The organism is Streptomyces sp. NPDC048291 (assembly GCF_043201715.1).
In the GTDB taxonomy this organism is placed as follows: Bacteria; Actinomycetota; Actinomycetes; order Streptomycetales; family Streptomycetaceae; genus Streptomyces.
Genome location: NZ_JBICZC010000012.1, coordinates 92,456 through 107,642, shown reverse-complemented (window position 1 = coordinate 107,642; position 15,187 = coordinate 92,456). Strand labels below are relative to the sequence as shown.

Sequence of the window (15,187 nt, the reverse complement as noted above, 5' to 3'; positions counted from 1 at the left end):
TCCCGTGCCGGAGGTGACGGTCCGCCACGGCTCGGCGCGCGGTGCCCGGGGGCCGGCGCCGACATCCGGCTGTCCCGCCGTCCCCCCGTCCCGCCGTCCCCCCGTCCCGCCGCGCGCGATGGCCGCCGGGGAATGTGCCGGGGCGAACGCGGTACGCCGGGCCGGGCCGGTGCGGGGCCCGCGCCGCTCTCGCCGTGCGCCGGTCGCCGCCAGGGGGGAGCCTTGATCCCGAGGACGCGACACGCGGCCGGACGAGGAGGTGGTCGGGCGTGTCCGACGGGATGGGGGCGCCTCCGGCGGGAGCGGAGCCGGACACCGAGGTGCCGGCGGCCGGGAGCACCTCGACGTCCGGCCGGCCGCTGTTGTCGCTGGCGCTGGCCTCGATGATGGAGGAGGTCCAGGCGCACTCCGGCGCGGTCTATCTGCTCGCGTCCGACGAGCCGGTCCTGGAGATGGCGGTGACGGCGGGGCTGCCCCGGGCCTTCGCGGCGCCCTGGGAGCGGGTCGGGCTGAGCGCGCCGATCCCGGTCGCGGACGCGGCGCGTGAACGGCGGCTGGTGTGGGTGGGCGGCGAGGAGGACATGGCCCGCCGGTACCCGCGCATCGCGGTGGTGCTGCCGTACGCGTTCGCGCTGGCCGCGCTGCCCGTGGCGACGGCGGACACCTTGTACGGGGCGGTGTACGTGACCTGGCCCGGCGCCCATCCGACGGTGCTGTCCGACCGGGAGCGGGAGTCGCTGACCTCGGCGTGCGACCGGCTGGCGATGCGGCTGGCGCGGGTCGCCCGGGAGAACCGCGCGCTGCGCGCCGAGCCGGATCTGCTGGCGGCGCCGCCGTCCGGGGTGGCGGGCACGCTGGGCACGGTGGAGGCGGCGCGGATGGTGGGGCGGCTGCCGTACGGGCTCGCCTCGCTCGATCTGCACGGCCGGGTCGCCTTCGCCAACGCGGCGGCGACCGAGCTGCTCGGTGTGCACGTCGACGATCTGCTCGGCACCCAGCCGTGGGTCTCGGTGCCGTGGCTGAACGACCCGATGTACGAGGACCGCTACCGGGCGGCGCTGCTCAGCCAGCATGTGACGTCGTTCGTGGCGCTGAAGCCGCCGGGCGACTGGCTGTCGTTCCGGATGTATCCGAGCACGACCGGGCTGACCACCCGGATCAGCCGGGCGCGGGCGGTCGCCGAGATGGTCGGGGCGGCACCGCGCGCGGACGCGGCGCCCGCGCACCGGCTGGTCACCATCTCACAGGTGCTGAGCCTGGCCGGGGCGCTGACGGAGGCCGTCGGGGTGCAGGACGTGGTGCAGCTGGTCGCGGACGAGGTCGCTCCGTCCGTCGGCAGCCAGGCCGTGGTGGTCCTCGGCTCGCGGGGCGGCCGGCTGCACGTGCTGGGGCATCACGGGTACGAGGATCCGCGGCTCGTGGAGTGCTTCGACGGCCTTCCGCTGGCCGAACGCACGCCCGGCACCCATGTCCTGAACACCGGCGTGCCGGCGTTCTTCGAGTCGAGACAGCAGCTGGAGCGGCTGTACCCGGACCGGAACGGGACCCCCGACGGGTTCGCCGCGTGGGCGTACCTGCCGCTGATCGCGTCCGGCCGGCCGGTGGGCACCTGCGTCCTCGCCTACGCCGAGCCGCACGCCTTCCCGGCCGACGAGCGTGCCGTGCTCACCAGCCTCGGCGGACTGATCGCGCAGGCGCTGGAGCGGGCCCTGCTCTACGACGCGAAGAACCAGCTGGCACACGGTCTGCAGGCGGCCCTGCTGCCGCGCTCGCTGGCCCCGCCGGCCGGTATCGAGGCGGCCGCCCGCTATCTGCCGGCCATGCACGGCATGGAGATCGGCGGCGACTTCTACGACCTGGTGCCCACCCGGCCGCTGGCGGCGGCGGTGATCGGGGACGTGCAGGGGCACAACGTGACCGCGGCCGGGCTGATGGGCCAGATCCGTACCGGCGTACGGGCCTTCACGAGCGTCGGGCAGGCGCCGGAGGAGGTGATGTGCAGCACCAACCGGCTGCTGATCGACTCCGGGGCCGATCTGTTCGCGAGCTGTCTGTACCTGCGGCTGGACCCGCGGCGCGGTCGTGCGGTGATGGCCCGGGCCGGGCATCCGCCGCCCCTGCTGAGACGTCCGGACGGGCGGGTCCGGGTCCTCGACCTGGCCGGTGGGCCGTTGCTGGGCATCGACTCGGAGGCGACGTACCCGACGACCGAGGTGTCGCTCGCGCCGGGCTCGGTGCTCGCCCTCTACACCGACGGGCTGGTCGAATCCCCCGGGGTGGACATCGAGGACGCCCTGGTCGGCCTGGGGGAACTGCTCTCGGAGAACGGCGACCAGCCCCTGGACAAGCTCGCCGACACGCTCGTGCGGCACAGTGCGGCGGCGCAGGAGCGTGTCGACGATGTCGCGGTGCTGTTGCTGCGGGCCGAAACCGGCGGCTGACCTCCGCCGGGAACGACGCGGTCCGGCCCTCCCGCCGGAGGGCCGGACCGTCCGCCGTCGGCGGGAAGCCGCCGGCAGGCTGTGCGCCGGGTCGGTCAGTGGGACGACGAGGTGTCCGTGCCGGTCCCGGACTGGTCGCCGGTGCCCGTCCCGTCTCCCGTGCCGGACTGGTCGCCCGTGCCGGTCTGGTCACCGGTACCGGTCTGGTCACCGGCCGTCGCGGACGGGTCGGCAGCCGTCGCGGACGGGTCGGCGGCGCCGCCGATCTGGTCGCCGCCGGCCTGGTCGCCGGTGCCGGTCTGGTCACCCGCGGAGGCGGACGGGTCGGCGGTGGCGGCACCGCCGGCACCTGCGCCCGCGTCGCCGAGGGTGGCGCCGGTCGCCTGCAGGGCGGTGGTCACCGGCTGGAAGAAGGTCTCGCCGCCGGAGGTGCAGTCGCCGCTGCCGCCGGAGGTCATGCCGACCGCGCCACCGTCCTGGGTGAACAGCGAGCCGCCGCTGTCGCCGGCCTCGGCGCAGACGTTGGTCTGGATGAGACCGGTGACGGTGTCGACGCCGTTGGGGTCGGTCTCGCTCTGGAAGTTCACGGTGGCGTCGAGGCCGGTGACCTGGCCGTCGTGCAGGCCGGTGGTGGAGCCCATCCGGAACACGGTCTCGCCGACGGTGGCGTCGACGGCCTGGTTGATGGCGACGGTCTGGCCGTTGCCTATGTTGACCTCGCTGGGCGCCTGGGTGGTGGCGTCGTTGTACTTGACGAGCGAGAAGTCACCGGCGCCGGGGAACTGCGCCTGGTCGACCGTGGCGATGGGCTGGCCGGTCTCGGAGTCGGACCAGTCCTTGGCCGCGACACCGCAGTGACCGGCCGTCAGGAAGGCGGGGCTGCCGTCCGAGGCGGTCACGTTGAAGCCGAGGGAGCAGCGGACGGTGCCGTCGGCGACCTGGGAGAAGATCGCGTCGCCGCCGGAGACGAGGGGCTTGAAGGTGCCCGACGACTTCTTGAGGGTCGCCATGTTCGAGCCGAGGCCCTGGACCGTCGACTGCAGCGTGTCCCACTTGGTGCCGGTGACGGTGGAGTCGGCGGTGACCACGACCTTGTTGGTCTTCGGGTCGACGGCCCAGGCGGTGCCCGGGATGGTCGCCTTGGTCTTCAGGGTCTGGGCGACGGCAGCCAGTTCGGAGTTGCTGTTCTGCACCTGGCGGACGACCGCGCCGGCCTTCTCCGCCTGGACGACTATGTTGTTGTCGCCGCTGATGACGTTGACGACGAGCTGCTGCTTGCCGCTGTCGTAGTACGAACCGGCGAAGGCCTGGCCGAGCAGCTCCTGGAGCTGCGCGGAGAGGTCGGAGGCGTCGTTCGCCGACTTGAGCGTCTTGGGAGCGGTGGCCGTGGCGCCGGAGGCGTTGTCCTGAGACGCGTTGGCCATCGGCAGCAGGAACGCCGCGGCTCCGAGCGCCGCGACACCGCCCACCGCGATAGCGGCCTTGCGCTTCGGAATTCGCTTGTGACTCAAACTTCTCGACCTCCAAGGGACGGAGTGTCTGCCGTTGCGGGGCAGTCGTTCGTGAGCGGCGCCTGGATGGCCATAGGTACGGGCGGGTCACGTGGTGCGTTCAATTCCGTTTGCCAACTTCCTTGACCCGGTGCTGAATCGGCCATGGCGCGCCCGTGGGGGAAGGGGTCCGCGTGCCGGGCCGCCGGCCCGGGAACAATCCCCCATATGACGATGACCACCACCGAAGCCGACAAGATCCTCTCCGCCAACTTCGCCCCCTGGGTGCTCGACCTGGGACTGACCGTCGAGGCGCTGGGCGAGGACCGGGCGGTGCTGCGTCTGCCCTGGTCGGACCGGCTGTCCCGGGAGGGCGGCGGGCTGTCGGGGCAGGCGCTGATGGCGGCGGCCGACACGGCGACGGTGATCGCGGTCTCGGCGGCCCGGGGCGGCTTCGTGCCGATGACGACGGTGCAGCAGTCGACCTCGTTCCAGCGCGCGGTGACCGGTTCGGATGTCCTGATCGAAGCGGTGCTGACCAAACTGGGCCGCCGGATGGCGTTCGCCGACATCACCTTGAGCGACGAGAGGTCGGGCGCGCTCGCGGCCCGGGCGAGCACGGTGTACGCGCTCCTGGGGTGACACCGAACCGACACGGTCGGCAACCGGTCAATGACGTTCCGTTGCGATCACGGACCGGAATCCTTGCTTCAGGGAATCTGCACATCCAATACCCAAGCGGGTCACGGGAAGCGGCGGATCTGCACATCCGCACGCCCCCTGCCGCGCCCTTGGCCCGGAGTGCCGGATTCGCCGCCGGGCGGGCAAGCGGTGCGACCGGGGCGAAGTCGTGCGGCTTGTGAAGGAGTCGCCGACAAGCGGTGCGCGCGCCTGCACGGTTGAACCCTTCTGGGACTCAAGTGCCCAGGTGAGGCGCATGGTTGATTGGAAGCGCGGACCGTGGGCGTGCTTTGATCCATCGCACCGCGGGAGCCGCCAAGGGCTTCCGGAAACGGGCGTCCGGCGCCCGCGGTCGCGGCCGTCCGCTCGTCCCCCCCAGGGCCGTGATTCGTCCCTGAAGGGCGTCGGGGGGCCGCTCTCCCCCTTGTGAATATCCATATGAAGGGAAGTTCCATCATGAACTCCACCCCCCAGGTCGAGACCGTCGAGATCTCCGACGCCGAGCTCGACAACGTCTCCGGCGGCCTCTCCGTGAACGCCCTCGGCACCGTCACCGGCCTGGTGGACGGCATCGCCCCGGTTTCCGGCCTGGTCAACACGGTTGTCGGCACCGTCGAGGGTGTCACCGGCCTGAACACCCAGCCGGTCACCAACCTGGTCGCCGGTATCTGACCGCACCTCGTTGCCGCTGAGTCCCGGAGCCGGTTCCCGGCCCCGGGGCTCTCGGGCGTTCTGAAACACCCGTGTCTCTCCCCTAGGTGAGGGAAGTTCCGTGCAGTTCCGCCAGCAGGCCCTCGCCAAGCTCCAGTCACCGGAGGAGCTCGACCTCCCGGTGCGTTTCGCCCGTCCGCAGGGCTGGCTCGCGCTGTCCGTCTCGGTCGTCGTGATGGCGGCGGCCTCGGTGTGGGCGGTGACCGGTTCGGTCGCCTCCACGGTGAGCGCGCAGGCCATCCTCACCCACGGGCAAGGCAGCTACATCCTGCAGAGCCCGGTCGCCGGGCAGGTCACCGCCGTCCTCGCCGAGCAGGGCGAACGGCTGCCGGCGAACTCCCCCGTCCTGAAGGTGCACACGAGCCAGGGCGACTCGATCGTGCGCACGGTCGCCGCGGGCCGGATAAGCGCGCTCGCCGCGACCATCGGGCAGATCATCCAGACCGGCACGAACGTCGCCGCCGTGGAGAAGGTCGCCCACACCTCGGACCCGCTGTACGCCACGGTGTACGTCCCCGCCGAGAACGCCTCGTCCATCCCCGCGAACGCCCCCGTCGACCTGACCGTGTCGTCGGTGTCGACGCAGGAGTACGGCGTGCTGCGCGGCCACGTGAAGTCGGTGGACCGCGCCGCCCAGTCGGCGCAGTCGATCGCGGCGTTCCTCGGCGACAGCCAGCTCGGCGACCAGTTCACGAAGAAGGGCCGTCCGGTGGCCGTACTGGTCCGGCTGGACCCGTCGCGGAAGACGAAGAGCGGCTACAAGTGGTCCTCGGCCGACGGGCCGCCGTTCCGGCTCGACTCCATGACCCTGGCCTCGGGCTCGATCCGGCTGGCCGACCAGCGCCCCGTCGATTGGCTGCTCCCGTGACCACCGCCCAGGAGACCCGCGCCCGCCGGCGCGCCGCGCCGCCCAAACGACCGGTCCCCAAGGGCCGCGGCCGGATGGTCCGTACCCCCACCGTGCTCCAGATGGAGGCCGTCGAGTGCGGCGCCGCCTCCCTCTCCATGGTCCTCGGCCACTACGGCCGCCATGTCCCGCTGGAGGAGCTGCGCATCGCCTGCGGCGTCTCCCGTGACGGCTCGCGCGCCAGCAACCTGCTGAAGGCGGCCCGCAGTTACGGCCTCACCGCCAAGGGCATGCAGATGGACCTGGCCGCCCTCGCCGACGTGCAGGGGCCGGCGATCCTGTTCTGGGAGTTCAACCACTACGTCGTCTACGACGGCATGGGCCGCCGCTTCGGCCGCCGGGGCATCTACATCAACGACCCCGCCAAGGGCCGCCGGTTCGTGCCCATGGAGGAGTTCGACGGCAGCTTCACCGGTGTCGTGCTGGTCCTGGAACCGGGCGACGGCTTCGAGCGGGGCGGGCGCCGGCCGGGCGTCCTCGGCGCGATGCCGGCCCGGCTGCGCGGCACCGCCGGCACCATGCCGGCCGCCGTCCTGGCCAGCCTGCTCCTGGTGGTCGTGGGTGCGGCGGTGCCCGCGCTCAGCCGCCAGTACATCGACCTGTTCCTCATCGGCGGCCAGACCTCGCTGCTCACCGTGCTGTTCGCCGCGATGGGCAGCTGCGTCCTGCTCACCCTGGTGCTGACCTGGTTGCAGCAGGCGAACCTGCTGCACGGCCGGATCGTCTCCTCCACCCTGACCAGCGCCCGCTTCCTGCGCCACCTGCTGCGCCTGCCGGTCACCTTCTTCTCCCAGCGCAGCCCGGCCGACCTGGTGCAGCGCCTGCAGTCCAACGACCAGGTCGCCGAGACCCTGGCCCGCGACCTCGCCGCGGCCGGCGTGGACGCGGTGGTCGTCGTCCTGTACGCCGTGCTGCTCTACACCTACGACGTCCAGCTCACCTTCCTCGGCATCGGCGTGGCCCTGCTGAACATCGTGGCGATGCGGCTCGTCGTACGGCTGCGCGCGACCCGGACCGCGAAGCTGCGCGCGGACACCGCCCGGCTCACCAACACCTCCTACACCGGCCTCCAGCTGATCGAGACGATGAAGGCGACCGGCGGCGAGGACGGCTACTTCCGCAGGTGGGCGGGGCAGCACGCGAGCACCCTGGAGGAGCAGCAGCGGCTCGGGGTGCCGAGCGCCTGGCTCGGCGTGGTGGCCCCGACGCTGGCCACCGTCAACAGCGCGCTGATCCTGTGGATCGGCGGGATGCGGGCGGTCGAGGGCGGCATCTCCGTCGGCCTCCTGGTCGCCTTCCAGTCCCTGGTCACCCGCTTCACCGCCCCGCTGACCCGGCTCAACGGCGTCGCGGGCCGCATCCAGGACTTCGCGGCCGACGTGGCCCGGCTCAAGGACGTGGAGAACTTCCAGGCGGACCCGGTCTACGCCCGCCCCGGCGCCGGCGACTCCACCCGGCGGCTGCAGGGCCATGTCGAGCTGGAGAACATCAGCTTCGGCTACAGCCCGCTGGACAAGCCCCTGCTCACCGGCTTCGACCTGACCGTCGGCCCCGGCCGCCAGGTCGCCCTGGTGGGCGGCTCGGGCAGCGGCAAGTCCACCGTCTCCCGGCTGATCTCGGGCCTGTACGCCCCGTGGGAGGGCGTGATCCGCATCGACGGGCAGCGCCTGGAGGACATCCCGCGCGGCGCGCTCGCCGCCTCCGTCTCCTTCGTCGACCAGGACGTCTTCCTCTTCGAGGGCTCGGTCCGCGACAACGTGGCGCTGTGGGACCCGTCCATCCCGGACGAGGCCGTGGCGGAGGCGCTGCGCGACGCGGCGCTGTACGACGTGGTGGCGCGCCGGCCCGGCGGCATCCACAGCAGGGTCGAGCAGGACGGCCGCAACTTCTCCGGCGGCCAGCGCCAACGCCTCGAAATCGCCCGGGCGCTGGTGCGGCGGCCGAGCATCCTCGTGCTCGACGAGGTGACCAGCGCCCTGGACGCCGAGACCGAGCTGCTCGTCATGGACAACCTGCGCCGCCGCGGCTGCGCCTGCGTCGTGATCGCGCACCGGCTCAGCACGGTCCGCGACAGCGACGAGATCGTCGTGCTCCAGCACGGCACGATCGTGGAGCGCGGGCGGCACGACGAGCTGGTGGCACACGGCGGGGCGTACGCCGCGCTGGTCAGGGAGCGATGAGATGACGACCGTGGACCAAGGCGACCTCGTACTCGGCGCGTTCGGCTCGCTGGGCGCCCGGATCGACTGCACCGGCCACACCCGCCTCGACCTCGAAGGCCCGCAGACGCTGTGGCTGGTGGCGTCCGGCGCGCTGGACCTGTTCGCGGTGGACGCCGAACAGCAGGGCCACTGGCACCACCTGGGCCGCCTGGAGGCCGGTTCCCTGCTGCTCGGTCCGGTCACGGGTCCCCAGCACACCCTGGTGGCCCGCCCGTTGCGCGACTGCGTCGTGCACCGCATCGGCCTGCGCGAGCTCTACCAGCCCTCCCACACCCAGACCTGGTCCTACGACGAGTACGGCAACCCCCAGTACGTGCCGCCGGCCACCAGCCCCGTGGAGTACGCCCTCGCGCTCGGCGTCGGCCGCGGTCTGTCGATCCTCTTCCAGGCGCCGATGACCGCCAGCGAGCGGGCCGCCGCCCCCACCGACGACGACGTCTTCTGGATGCAGGTGCCGCCGGGCAGCGTGCAGTACGGCTCGCTGTACGGCGCGGAGGCGGCGGCCGACCTGCTGATGGACCCCGCGCTGTGGCAGAGCATGGTCGACCAGCAGTACCGGCTGCTGACCACGCTGGACCGGTGGATCGAGCAGCTGGAGCGCACCCACGAGACGCGTACGGCGGCCGGTATCAAGGCCGGTGAGGCGGTCCGCGCCCAGGCCGACCGCACGCTGCTCGCCTCGATCGGCAAGGCGGCCAAGCGCACCACGGCCGCCGACGCCGACGCCTCCTACGCGGCGTGCAGGCTGGTCGCCGAGGCCGCCGGCATCACCCTCGCGGAGCCCGCGCAGAGCGGCACGGGACCAGCCGGGAGTGACCGCATCGACCCGGTCGAACGGGTGGCCCTCGCCTCCCGGGTCCGTACCCGGGCGGTACGCCTCGACGGCCGCTGGTGGCGGGACAACGTCGGCCCGCTGGTCGGACACCGCGCCCTGTCCGGGGCGCCGGTCGCGCTGCTGTGGCGGCGCGGCGGCTATGTGGCCGTCCATCCGGCGACCGGCCGGGAGACCCCGGTCGAGAAGGCGAACGCGGCGGAGTTCGAGCCGCGCGCGGTGATGTTCTACCGCCCGCTGCCCGACAAGGCGCTCACCCCGCTCGGCCTGCTCCGGTTCAGCCTGCGCGGCACCCGCGGCGACCTCGGCGGTCTGCTGCTCGCCGGGCTGGTCACGGTGGCGATCGGCTCGCTCGTTCCGATCGCCACCGGCAAGGTGCTCGGCGAGTACGTGCCGAAGGCCCAGACGAGCCTGATCGTGCAGGTCTGCCTGGCGGTGATCGTCAGCGCCGTCGTGTCGGCCGCGTTCACACTCCTGGAGAACATGACCATCCTCCGTCTGGAGGGGCGGATCGAGGCGACCCTGCAACCGGCCGTCTGGGACCGGCTGCTGAGGCTGCCGACGAAGTTCTTCACCCAGCGCTCGACCGGTGAGCTGGCCAGCGCGGCGATGGGCGTCAGCGCGATGCGCCGGCTGCTGGCGGGGGTCGGCCCGGTGGTCGCCCAGTCGGTGACCGTCGGGGCGATGAACCTGGGCCTGCTGTTCTGGTACAGCGTGCCGATGGCGCTGGCCGCCCTTGCCATGCTCGTCGTCATCGCCGGTCTGTTCCTGGGGCTCGGGCTGTGGCAGGTGCGCTGGCAGCGCAAGCTGGTGGTGCTCGGCAACAAGCTGAACAACCAGGCCTTCCAGACCCTGCGGGGCCTGCCGAAGCTGCGGGTGGCGGCGGCCGAGAACTACGCGTACGCGGCCTGGGCGGGCGAGTTCGCGCGCAGCCGGGAACTCCAGCAGAAGGTGGGCCGGATCAAGAACCTCACCACGGTCCTCGGCTCGGTCTATCTGCCGGTCTGCACCCTGCTGATGTTCATGCTGCTCGCGGGCCCGGCGCGGGGCGCGATGGACGCGGCGGCCTTCCTCACCTTCAACACGTCGGTGACGATGCTGCTCACCGCGGTCACCCAGCTGACCGGCTCGTTCGTGTCGGCGGTGGCCGCGCTCCCGCTCTTCGAGGAGATCAAGCCGGTCCTGGAGGCCGCCCCCGAGGTCCGCACCGCCAGCACCCGGCCCGGCCCGCTGTCCGGCGCCGTCGAGGCCCGCCGCCTCTCCTTCCGGTACACCGACGACGGTCCGCTGGTCCTGGACGACGTCTCCTTCGCCGTCCGCCCGGGCGAGTTCGTCGCGGTCGTCGGCCCCAGCGGCTGCGGCAAGTCGACGCTGCTGCGGCTGCTGATCGGCTTCGACAAGCCGGTCTCGGGGAGCGTGCTGTACGACGGCCAGGACCTGGGCGCCCTCGACCAGTCGGCGGTCCGGCGCCAGTGCGGGGTGGTGCTCCAGCACGCGCAGCCCTTCACCGGTTCGATCCTGGACGTCATCTGCGGGACCGAGCCGTACACCCCCGAGGAGGCGATGGCGGCGGCCGAGATGGCGGGTCTGGCGGAGGACATCAAGCGGATGCCGATGGGGCTGCACACGATCGTCGCCGGGAGCGGCGCGATCTCGGGCGGCCAGCGGCAGCGGCTGATGATCGCCCAGGCGCTGATCCGGCGCCCCCGCATCCTCTTCTTCGACGAGGCGACCAGCGCCCTGGACAACGACACCCAGCGCACGGTCATCGAGAGCACCCGCAAGCTCAACGCCACCCGGATCGTGATCGCGCACCGGCTGTCCACGGTCCTGGACGCCGACCGGGTGATCGTGATGGAGGACGGCAAGGTCGCCCAGCAGGGCCCGCCGGCCCAGCTGCTCGCCGACACGGGCGGCCGGCTGCACGAGCTGGTGCGGCGGCAGCTGGCCTGACCGGTCAGGCGTCCAGGCCGGGGACGGGAGCGCCGGAGGGCAGGCCTGCGTCGAGACAGCCCTGGTAGTACTCCTTCCAGGGCGCGGTGACGCCGGCGTGCGGGCCCTGGAAGCGCTCGCCCCGGGCCTTGGCGTCGAGGGCGGCGAGGCAGACCTCCCAGCCGGCGCTGTTGCGGGCGGCGGTGTTCTCCTCGCCCAGGACGTGGGTGAGGGTGAAGCGGGTCCCGTCGGGTCCGGCGTCCTCCAGGTCGAAGCGGATCTCGTCGCCGCCCCAGTCGAAGGTCAGGTTCCGGGGCGGGTCGACGGCGAGCACGGTGCCGTGCGACTCGGGCATGTTCGGGTCGCCGGTGAACGTGACGGCGCCGCCGGGGCGCAGGTCGAACTCGGCGCGGGAGGGGAACCACCCGGCGAGTTCGTCGGGGTCGGTGACGAAGTGCCAGACGCGGTCGACGGGGTGGCCGTAGACGCGGCTGAACCGGACGGCGGGGCGGCCGTCGTCGAGGGTGACATAGGTGCCGGTGAGTTCGGCGGGCATGGTGGATCAGTCCTTCGCGGAGGGTTCTCTCGGGTCGTCCGTCGTCTCGTCGAGGCGGCGCCCCAGGGTGTCCAGGCTGCGGTTCCACAGCCGGCGGTAGGGGGCCAGCCAGGCGTCGAGCTCGGCGATCGGGGCCGGGTCGAGGGCGTAGACGCGGCGCTGGGCGTCCTGCCGTACCCGGACCAGGCCGGCCTCGCGCAGCACCTTGAGGTGCTTGGAGGTGCTCGGCTGGCTGAGGCCGCATGCGTCCACGATCTCGCCGACGGGGCGTGGGCGGGTGAGGAGGAGGCCGACTATGGCCCTTCGATGGGGGTCGGCGAGAGCGGTCCAGAGGGTGTCGGCGGGCATGAACCCAATATGCCCGGTCGATTATATTCCCGTCAAGGAATACAGCGGGAGCGCGGCGGCGGTACGAACACTCGCGGCCGGCGGGGGCCGTTCGCACAGCTCCCCGCACCCAGCCCCTAGCCCCCAGCCCCTAGCCCCTAGCCCCTAGCCCCTAGCCCCCAGCCCCCAGCCCCCAGCGAAACGTTGCCGTTTCGCTGAAAGTGGTCTAGTCTCGATGTGTACGAAACCGTTTCGTTCGCGGAGCTGGAGCTGCCGTGTCGACGAAGCGGCTTCTTGGTAAATCCCGAACGACTTCCCTGGAGTGGTTCTCGCATGTCTGAGAAGACCTTGACCGACGACGTCCACGTCGGTACGGAGGAGGCCCCGCCGGTCGCCTCCGCCAAGCGGTGGTGGATCCTCGCGGTCATCGCCGTCGCCCAGCTGATGGTGGTGCTCGACGCCACCATCGTGAACATCGCCCTCCCGTCCGCCCAGGCCGACCTCGGGTTCTCCGACGGCAACCGGCAGTGGATCGTCACCGCGTACGCCCTCAGCTTCGCCTCCCTGCTGCTGCTCGGCGGCCGGATCGCCGACCTGTTCGGCCGCAAGACCGCCTTCCTGATAGGCGTCGTCGGCTTCGCCGCCGTGTCCGCGCTGGGCGGTGCCGCGAACGGCTTCGGGATGCTGGTCACCGCGCGCGCCCTGCAGGGCGCCTTCGGCGCGCTGCTCGCCCCGACCGCACTCTCGCTGCTCAACACCACGTTCACCGACGCCCGCGAACGGGCCCGGGCGTTCAGTGTCTACGGTGCCATCGCCGGCGCCGGCGGCGCGGTGGGCCTGCTGCTCGGCGGTGTCCTCACCGACACGTTCGACTGGCGCTCGACCCTGTACGTGAACGTCGCGATCGCCGTCGTCGCCTTCGCCGGCGGTATGGCGCTGCTGCACAACCACCGTGACGCCGGGAGCGCCAAGCTGGACGTACCCGGTACGGTCCTGGTCGCGGCCGGTCTGTTCTCGCTGGTCTACGGCTTCTCCAACGCCGAGTCGCACGACTGGGGTTCGCCGCTGACCTGGGGCTTCCTGGTCGCGGGCGTCGTGTTCCTGGCGGCCTTCGCCTGGTGGCAGACCAAGGCCAAGTACCCGCTGCTGCCGCTGGGCGTCCTGATGGACCGCAACCGGGGGGCCTCGCTCCTCGCCGTGCTGATCTCCGCCGGCGGCATGTTCGGCGTGTTCCTCTTCCTCACCTACTACCTGCAGCTGAACCTCGGCTTCAGCCCGACGAAGACCGGTGTGGCGTTCCTGCCGATGATCGCCGGTCTGATGGTGACGGCACAGGTCGGCACCCAGGTCCTGGTGCCGCGGCTCGGTCCGAAGGTGGTCGTCCCGCTGGGCTTCGCGGTCTCCGCGGTCGGCATGGCCTGGCTGACCGACATCGGCGTCGGCTCCAGCTACGTCAGCGCGGTGCTGCCGCAGCTGATCATCACCGGCCTCGGCCTGGGCCTGGTCATGCCGGCGGCCATGCAGCTGGGCACGGGCGGGGTCACGGCCGACGAGGCGGGTGTCGCCTCGGCGACGGTCAACGCCATGCAGCAGGTGGGCGGTTCGATCGGTACGGCGCTGCTCAACACGCTCGCGGCGAGCGCGGCGACGGACTACCTGGCCGGGAAGGACGCCACCAACAAGCTGGTGCAGGCACAGGCGACGATCGAGAGCTACACGACCGCGTTCTGGTGGTCGGCCGGGATGTTCGCGGTCGGCGCGGTCATCGCCTTCGTGATGTTCCGCAAGGGGGTGCCGCAGCAGGACCCGGACGCGGCACCGGTCGTCCACATGTAGCTTCCGCAGAGCCGCAGAGAATGAGGGGCCGCCGTCAGCAGGGAGACGGTGGCCCCTCGCCGTTGTCGTCCGCGGGTGCGGTGTGGCTGGTCGCGCAGTTCCCCACGCCCCTAACGGGGCTCCAGGTCAAGCAACTTCGGAGAAGTTCACCCTGTCGAGTGAATCTGATCTTGCGCTGCCCTTGTCAGGGATGCCAGGGGCTCCCAGCGGGTACCAACCGGTCCCCTATCCGCCCCGGCGAGGTGGAGCGCTGAGATGACGCCGGAAGCCGTAGATCCCGGGCTGCCCGCCGCCAACTCCTGTGCGCGCACCCGTCACAGCGGGTCGTACCTCGTCGTCGAGGTCTACGGCGAGATCGACATCGCCACCGGGGAGTTGCTCGCCGAGCATCTGCTCGCGGCGGCCGCCGGCGCCGAGCCCGACGTGCTCGTCGATCTGCGGCGGCTGGGCTTTCTCGACTGCTCGGGGCTGCGGGTGCTGTGCCGGGCCGAGGCGCTGGCCAGGGAGCGGGGCGGGCGACTGCGGCTGGTGTGCGAAGGGCCCCGGATTCCGCGGCTGTTACGGGCCTCGGGGCTGCTGGGACGATTTCCGCCGCTCCCCGGCATTCCCCGGGACGGGAACGCCGGGGAGCGGCGGTGATGCCGGGGGTCGGACGGGCGGCCCCACACCACCCGTCCGCCCCCCGGTGCGGGATCGCAGGTTCCCCGCTCCAGGGGCCGCACTCCCCAGTTACGGACCTGTCCGGCAGTCACGAGGACCGTGCGATCCCGGGTCTCAGAAGGCGAAGACGCTCGTCCCGTAGGCGTCCCTCATGCACTGGTTGCCGAAGGTCCGCTCGTAGGAGACGCGCTTGCCCTGCCAGACGCCCTCCACCGTGACCACGACGGGGTCGTAGAGCTTGGTGCACCACACGTCGGTTCTGGGCGCGAGGGCGTTCAGATCGCCGCCGGCGCCGCGCAGTTCGGCGCAGGCCTCGGTGGCGGCCGGGTGGGTGCCGGAGGCGTTCGGGGCGCAGTTCAGGGTGACGGCGCGCTCGGGCGTGGCGGTGGCCGCTTCTGTGCCGTGGCCGGTGGTGAGCACCAGGGCCGAGGGGGCGTAGAGCGAGCTCGGGGCGGCGACGGCGGCCCCCGTCAGGGGTCCGCAGACGGCGGCGGCCGTAAGGCCGATGGTCGCTGCCCAGCGCGCGGTGGTTCGCATTGTGTGCATCCTTCCGCTCGATTCGACGGGTGCCGCCCTCGGCCCGGTGGGTGCC

12 protein-coding genes are annotated in these 15,187 nt (G+C 72.2%); 8 read left to right on the top strand and 4 right to left on the bottom strand.

The window, feature by feature from the left end; all coding sequences use genetic code 11:
• The first annotated feature begins 281 nt into the window (after positions 1–281).
• Positions 282–2,441: a SpoIIE family protein phosphatase gene (locus tag ACGF5O_RS31160; RefSeq protein WP_393813492.1), complete on the top strand. Its 2,160-nt coding sequence runs from the start codon at positions 282–284 to the stop codon at positions 2,439–2,441.
• A gap of 95 nt (positions 2,442–2,536) precedes the next feature.
• Here the strand turns inward: ACGF5O_RS31160 and ACGF5O_RS31155 are convergent, their stop codons facing one another.
• Positions 2,537–3,952, bottom strand: coding sequence for a S1 family peptidase (locus ACGF5O_RS31155; protein ID WP_393813211.1), 1,416 nt, complete (start codon positions 3,950–3,952; stop codon positions 2,537–2,539).
• 207 nt (positions 3,953–4,159) lie between these two features.
• Here ACGF5O_RS31155 and ACGF5O_RS31150 point away from each other — a divergent pair, with 207 nt between their 5' ends.
• From ACGF5O_RS31150 to ACGF5O_RS31130, 5 genes are all read left to right on the top strand, one after another.
• Complete coding sequence (locus ACGF5O_RS31150; protein WP_393813210.1) at positions 4,160–4,573, top strand: PaaI family thioesterase; 414 nt, start codon at positions 4,160–4,162, stop codon at positions 4,571–4,573.
• Between the two features lie 495 nt (positions 4,574–5,068).
• The gene (locus tag ACGF5O_RS31145; protein ID WP_362595420.1) at positions 5,069–5,284 is read left to right on the top strand and encodes a type A2 lantipeptide; all 216 of its coding nucleotides are present in this window, start codon (positions 5,069–5,071) and stop codon (positions 5,282–5,284) included.
• A gap of 100 nt (positions 5,285–5,384) precedes the next feature.
• Entirely contained in the window at positions 5,385–6,191 is an 807-nt protein-coding gene (locus ACGF5O_RS31140; RefSeq protein WP_393813209.1) for an HlyD family efflux transporter periplasmic adaptor subunit, read from the top strand.
• Entirely contained in the window at positions 6,188–8,410 is a 2,223-nt protein-coding gene (locus tag ACGF5O_RS31135; protein ID WP_393813208.1) for an NHLP family bacteriocin export ABC transporter peptidase/permease/ATPase subunit, read from the top strand. Before ACGF5O_RS31140 ends, ACGF5O_RS31135 begins: the two co-directional genes overlap by 4 nt.
• A 1-nt stretch (position 8,411) precedes the next feature.
• Complete coding sequence (locus ACGF5O_RS31130; RefSeq protein WP_393813207.1) at positions 8,412–11,237, top strand: NHLP bacteriocin export ABC transporter permease/ATPase subunit; 2,826 nt, start codon at positions 8,412–8,414, stop codon at positions 11,235–11,237.
• A gap of 4 nt (positions 11,238–11,241) precedes the next feature.
• On the opposite strand, the gene ACGF5O_RS31125 is transcribed toward ACGF5O_RS31130, so the two are convergent.
• Together ACGF5O_RS31125 and ACGF5O_RS31120 are read right to left on the bottom strand one after the other, a co-directional pair.
• A complete protein-coding gene (locus ACGF5O_RS31125; protein ID WP_393813206.1) occupies positions 11,242–11,772 on the bottom strand; it encodes an SRPBCC family protein in 531 nt (176 codons plus the stop codon).
• A gap of 6 nt (positions 11,773–11,778) precedes the next feature.
• Entirely contained in the window at positions 11,779–12,120 is a 342-nt protein-coding gene (locus ACGF5O_RS31120) for an ArsR/SmtB family transcription factor (protein ID WP_393813205.1), read from the bottom strand.
• Positions 12,121–12,432: 312 nt separating this feature from the next.
• Here ACGF5O_RS31120 and ACGF5O_RS31115 point away from each other — a divergent pair, with 312 nt between their 5' ends.
• On the top strand, positions 12,433–13,935 hold the full coding sequence (locus ACGF5O_RS31115) for an MFS transporter (protein WP_393813204.1): 1,503 nt from the start codon (positions 12,433–12,435) through the stop codon (positions 13,933–13,935).
• A gap of 255 nt (positions 13,936–14,190) precedes the next feature.
• Positions 14,191–14,574, top strand: a complete 384-nt coding sequence (locus tag ACGF5O_RS31110) for an STAS domain-containing protein (RefSeq protein ID WP_393813203.1) — start codon at positions 14,191–14,193, stop codon at positions 14,572–14,574.
• 135 nt (positions 14,575–14,709) lie between these two features.
• Here ACGF5O_RS31110 and ACGF5O_RS31105 read toward each other — a convergent pair whose 3' ends face one another.
• A complete protein-coding gene (locus tag ACGF5O_RS31105) occupies positions 14,710–15,132 on the bottom strand; it encodes a subtilase-type protease inhibitor (protein WP_362595404.1) in 423 nt (140 codons plus the stop codon).
• Positions 15,133–15,187: the final 55 nt, after the last annotated feature.

Excerpts from the sequence above, each read along its gene's own strand:
- ACGF5O_RS31160 (WP_393813492.1), top strand. The coding sequence starts at position 282 with ATGGGGGCGCCTCCGGCGGGAGCGGAGCCGGACACCGAGGTGCCGGCG.
- ACGF5O_RS31150 (WP_393813210.1), top strand. The coding sequence starts at position 4,160 with ATGACGATGACCACCACCGAAGCCGACAAGATCCTCTCCGCCAACTTC.
- ACGF5O_RS31145 (WP_362595420.1), top strand. The coding sequence starts at position 5,069 with ATGAACTCCACCCCCCAGGTCGAGACCGTCGAGATCTCCGACGCCGAG.
- ACGF5O_RS31130 (WP_393813207.1), top strand. The coding sequence starts at position 8,412 with ATGACGACCGTGGACCAAGGCGACCTCGTACTCGGCGCGTTCGGCTCG.
- ACGF5O_RS31125 (WP_393813206.1), bottom strand. The coding sequence starts at position 11,772 with ATGCCCGCCGAACTCACCGGCACCTATGTCACCCTCGACGACGGCCGC.
- ACGF5O_RS31120 (WP_393813205.1), bottom strand. The coding sequence starts at position 12,120 with ATGCCCGCCGACACCCTCTGGACCGCTCTCGCCGACCCCCATCGAAGG.
- ACGF5O_RS31115 (WP_393813204.1), top strand. The coding sequence starts at position 12,433 with ATGTCTGAGAAGACCTTGACCGACGACGTCCACGTCGGTACGGAGGAG.
- ACGF5O_RS31110 (WP_393813203.1), top strand. The coding sequence starts at position 14,191 with ATGACGCCGGAAGCCGTAGATCCCGGGCTGCCCGCCGCCAACTCCTGT.
- ACGF5O_RS31105 (WP_362595404.1), bottom strand. The coding sequence starts at position 15,132 with ATGCGAACCACCGCGCGCTGGGCAGCGACCATCGGCCTTACGGCCGCC.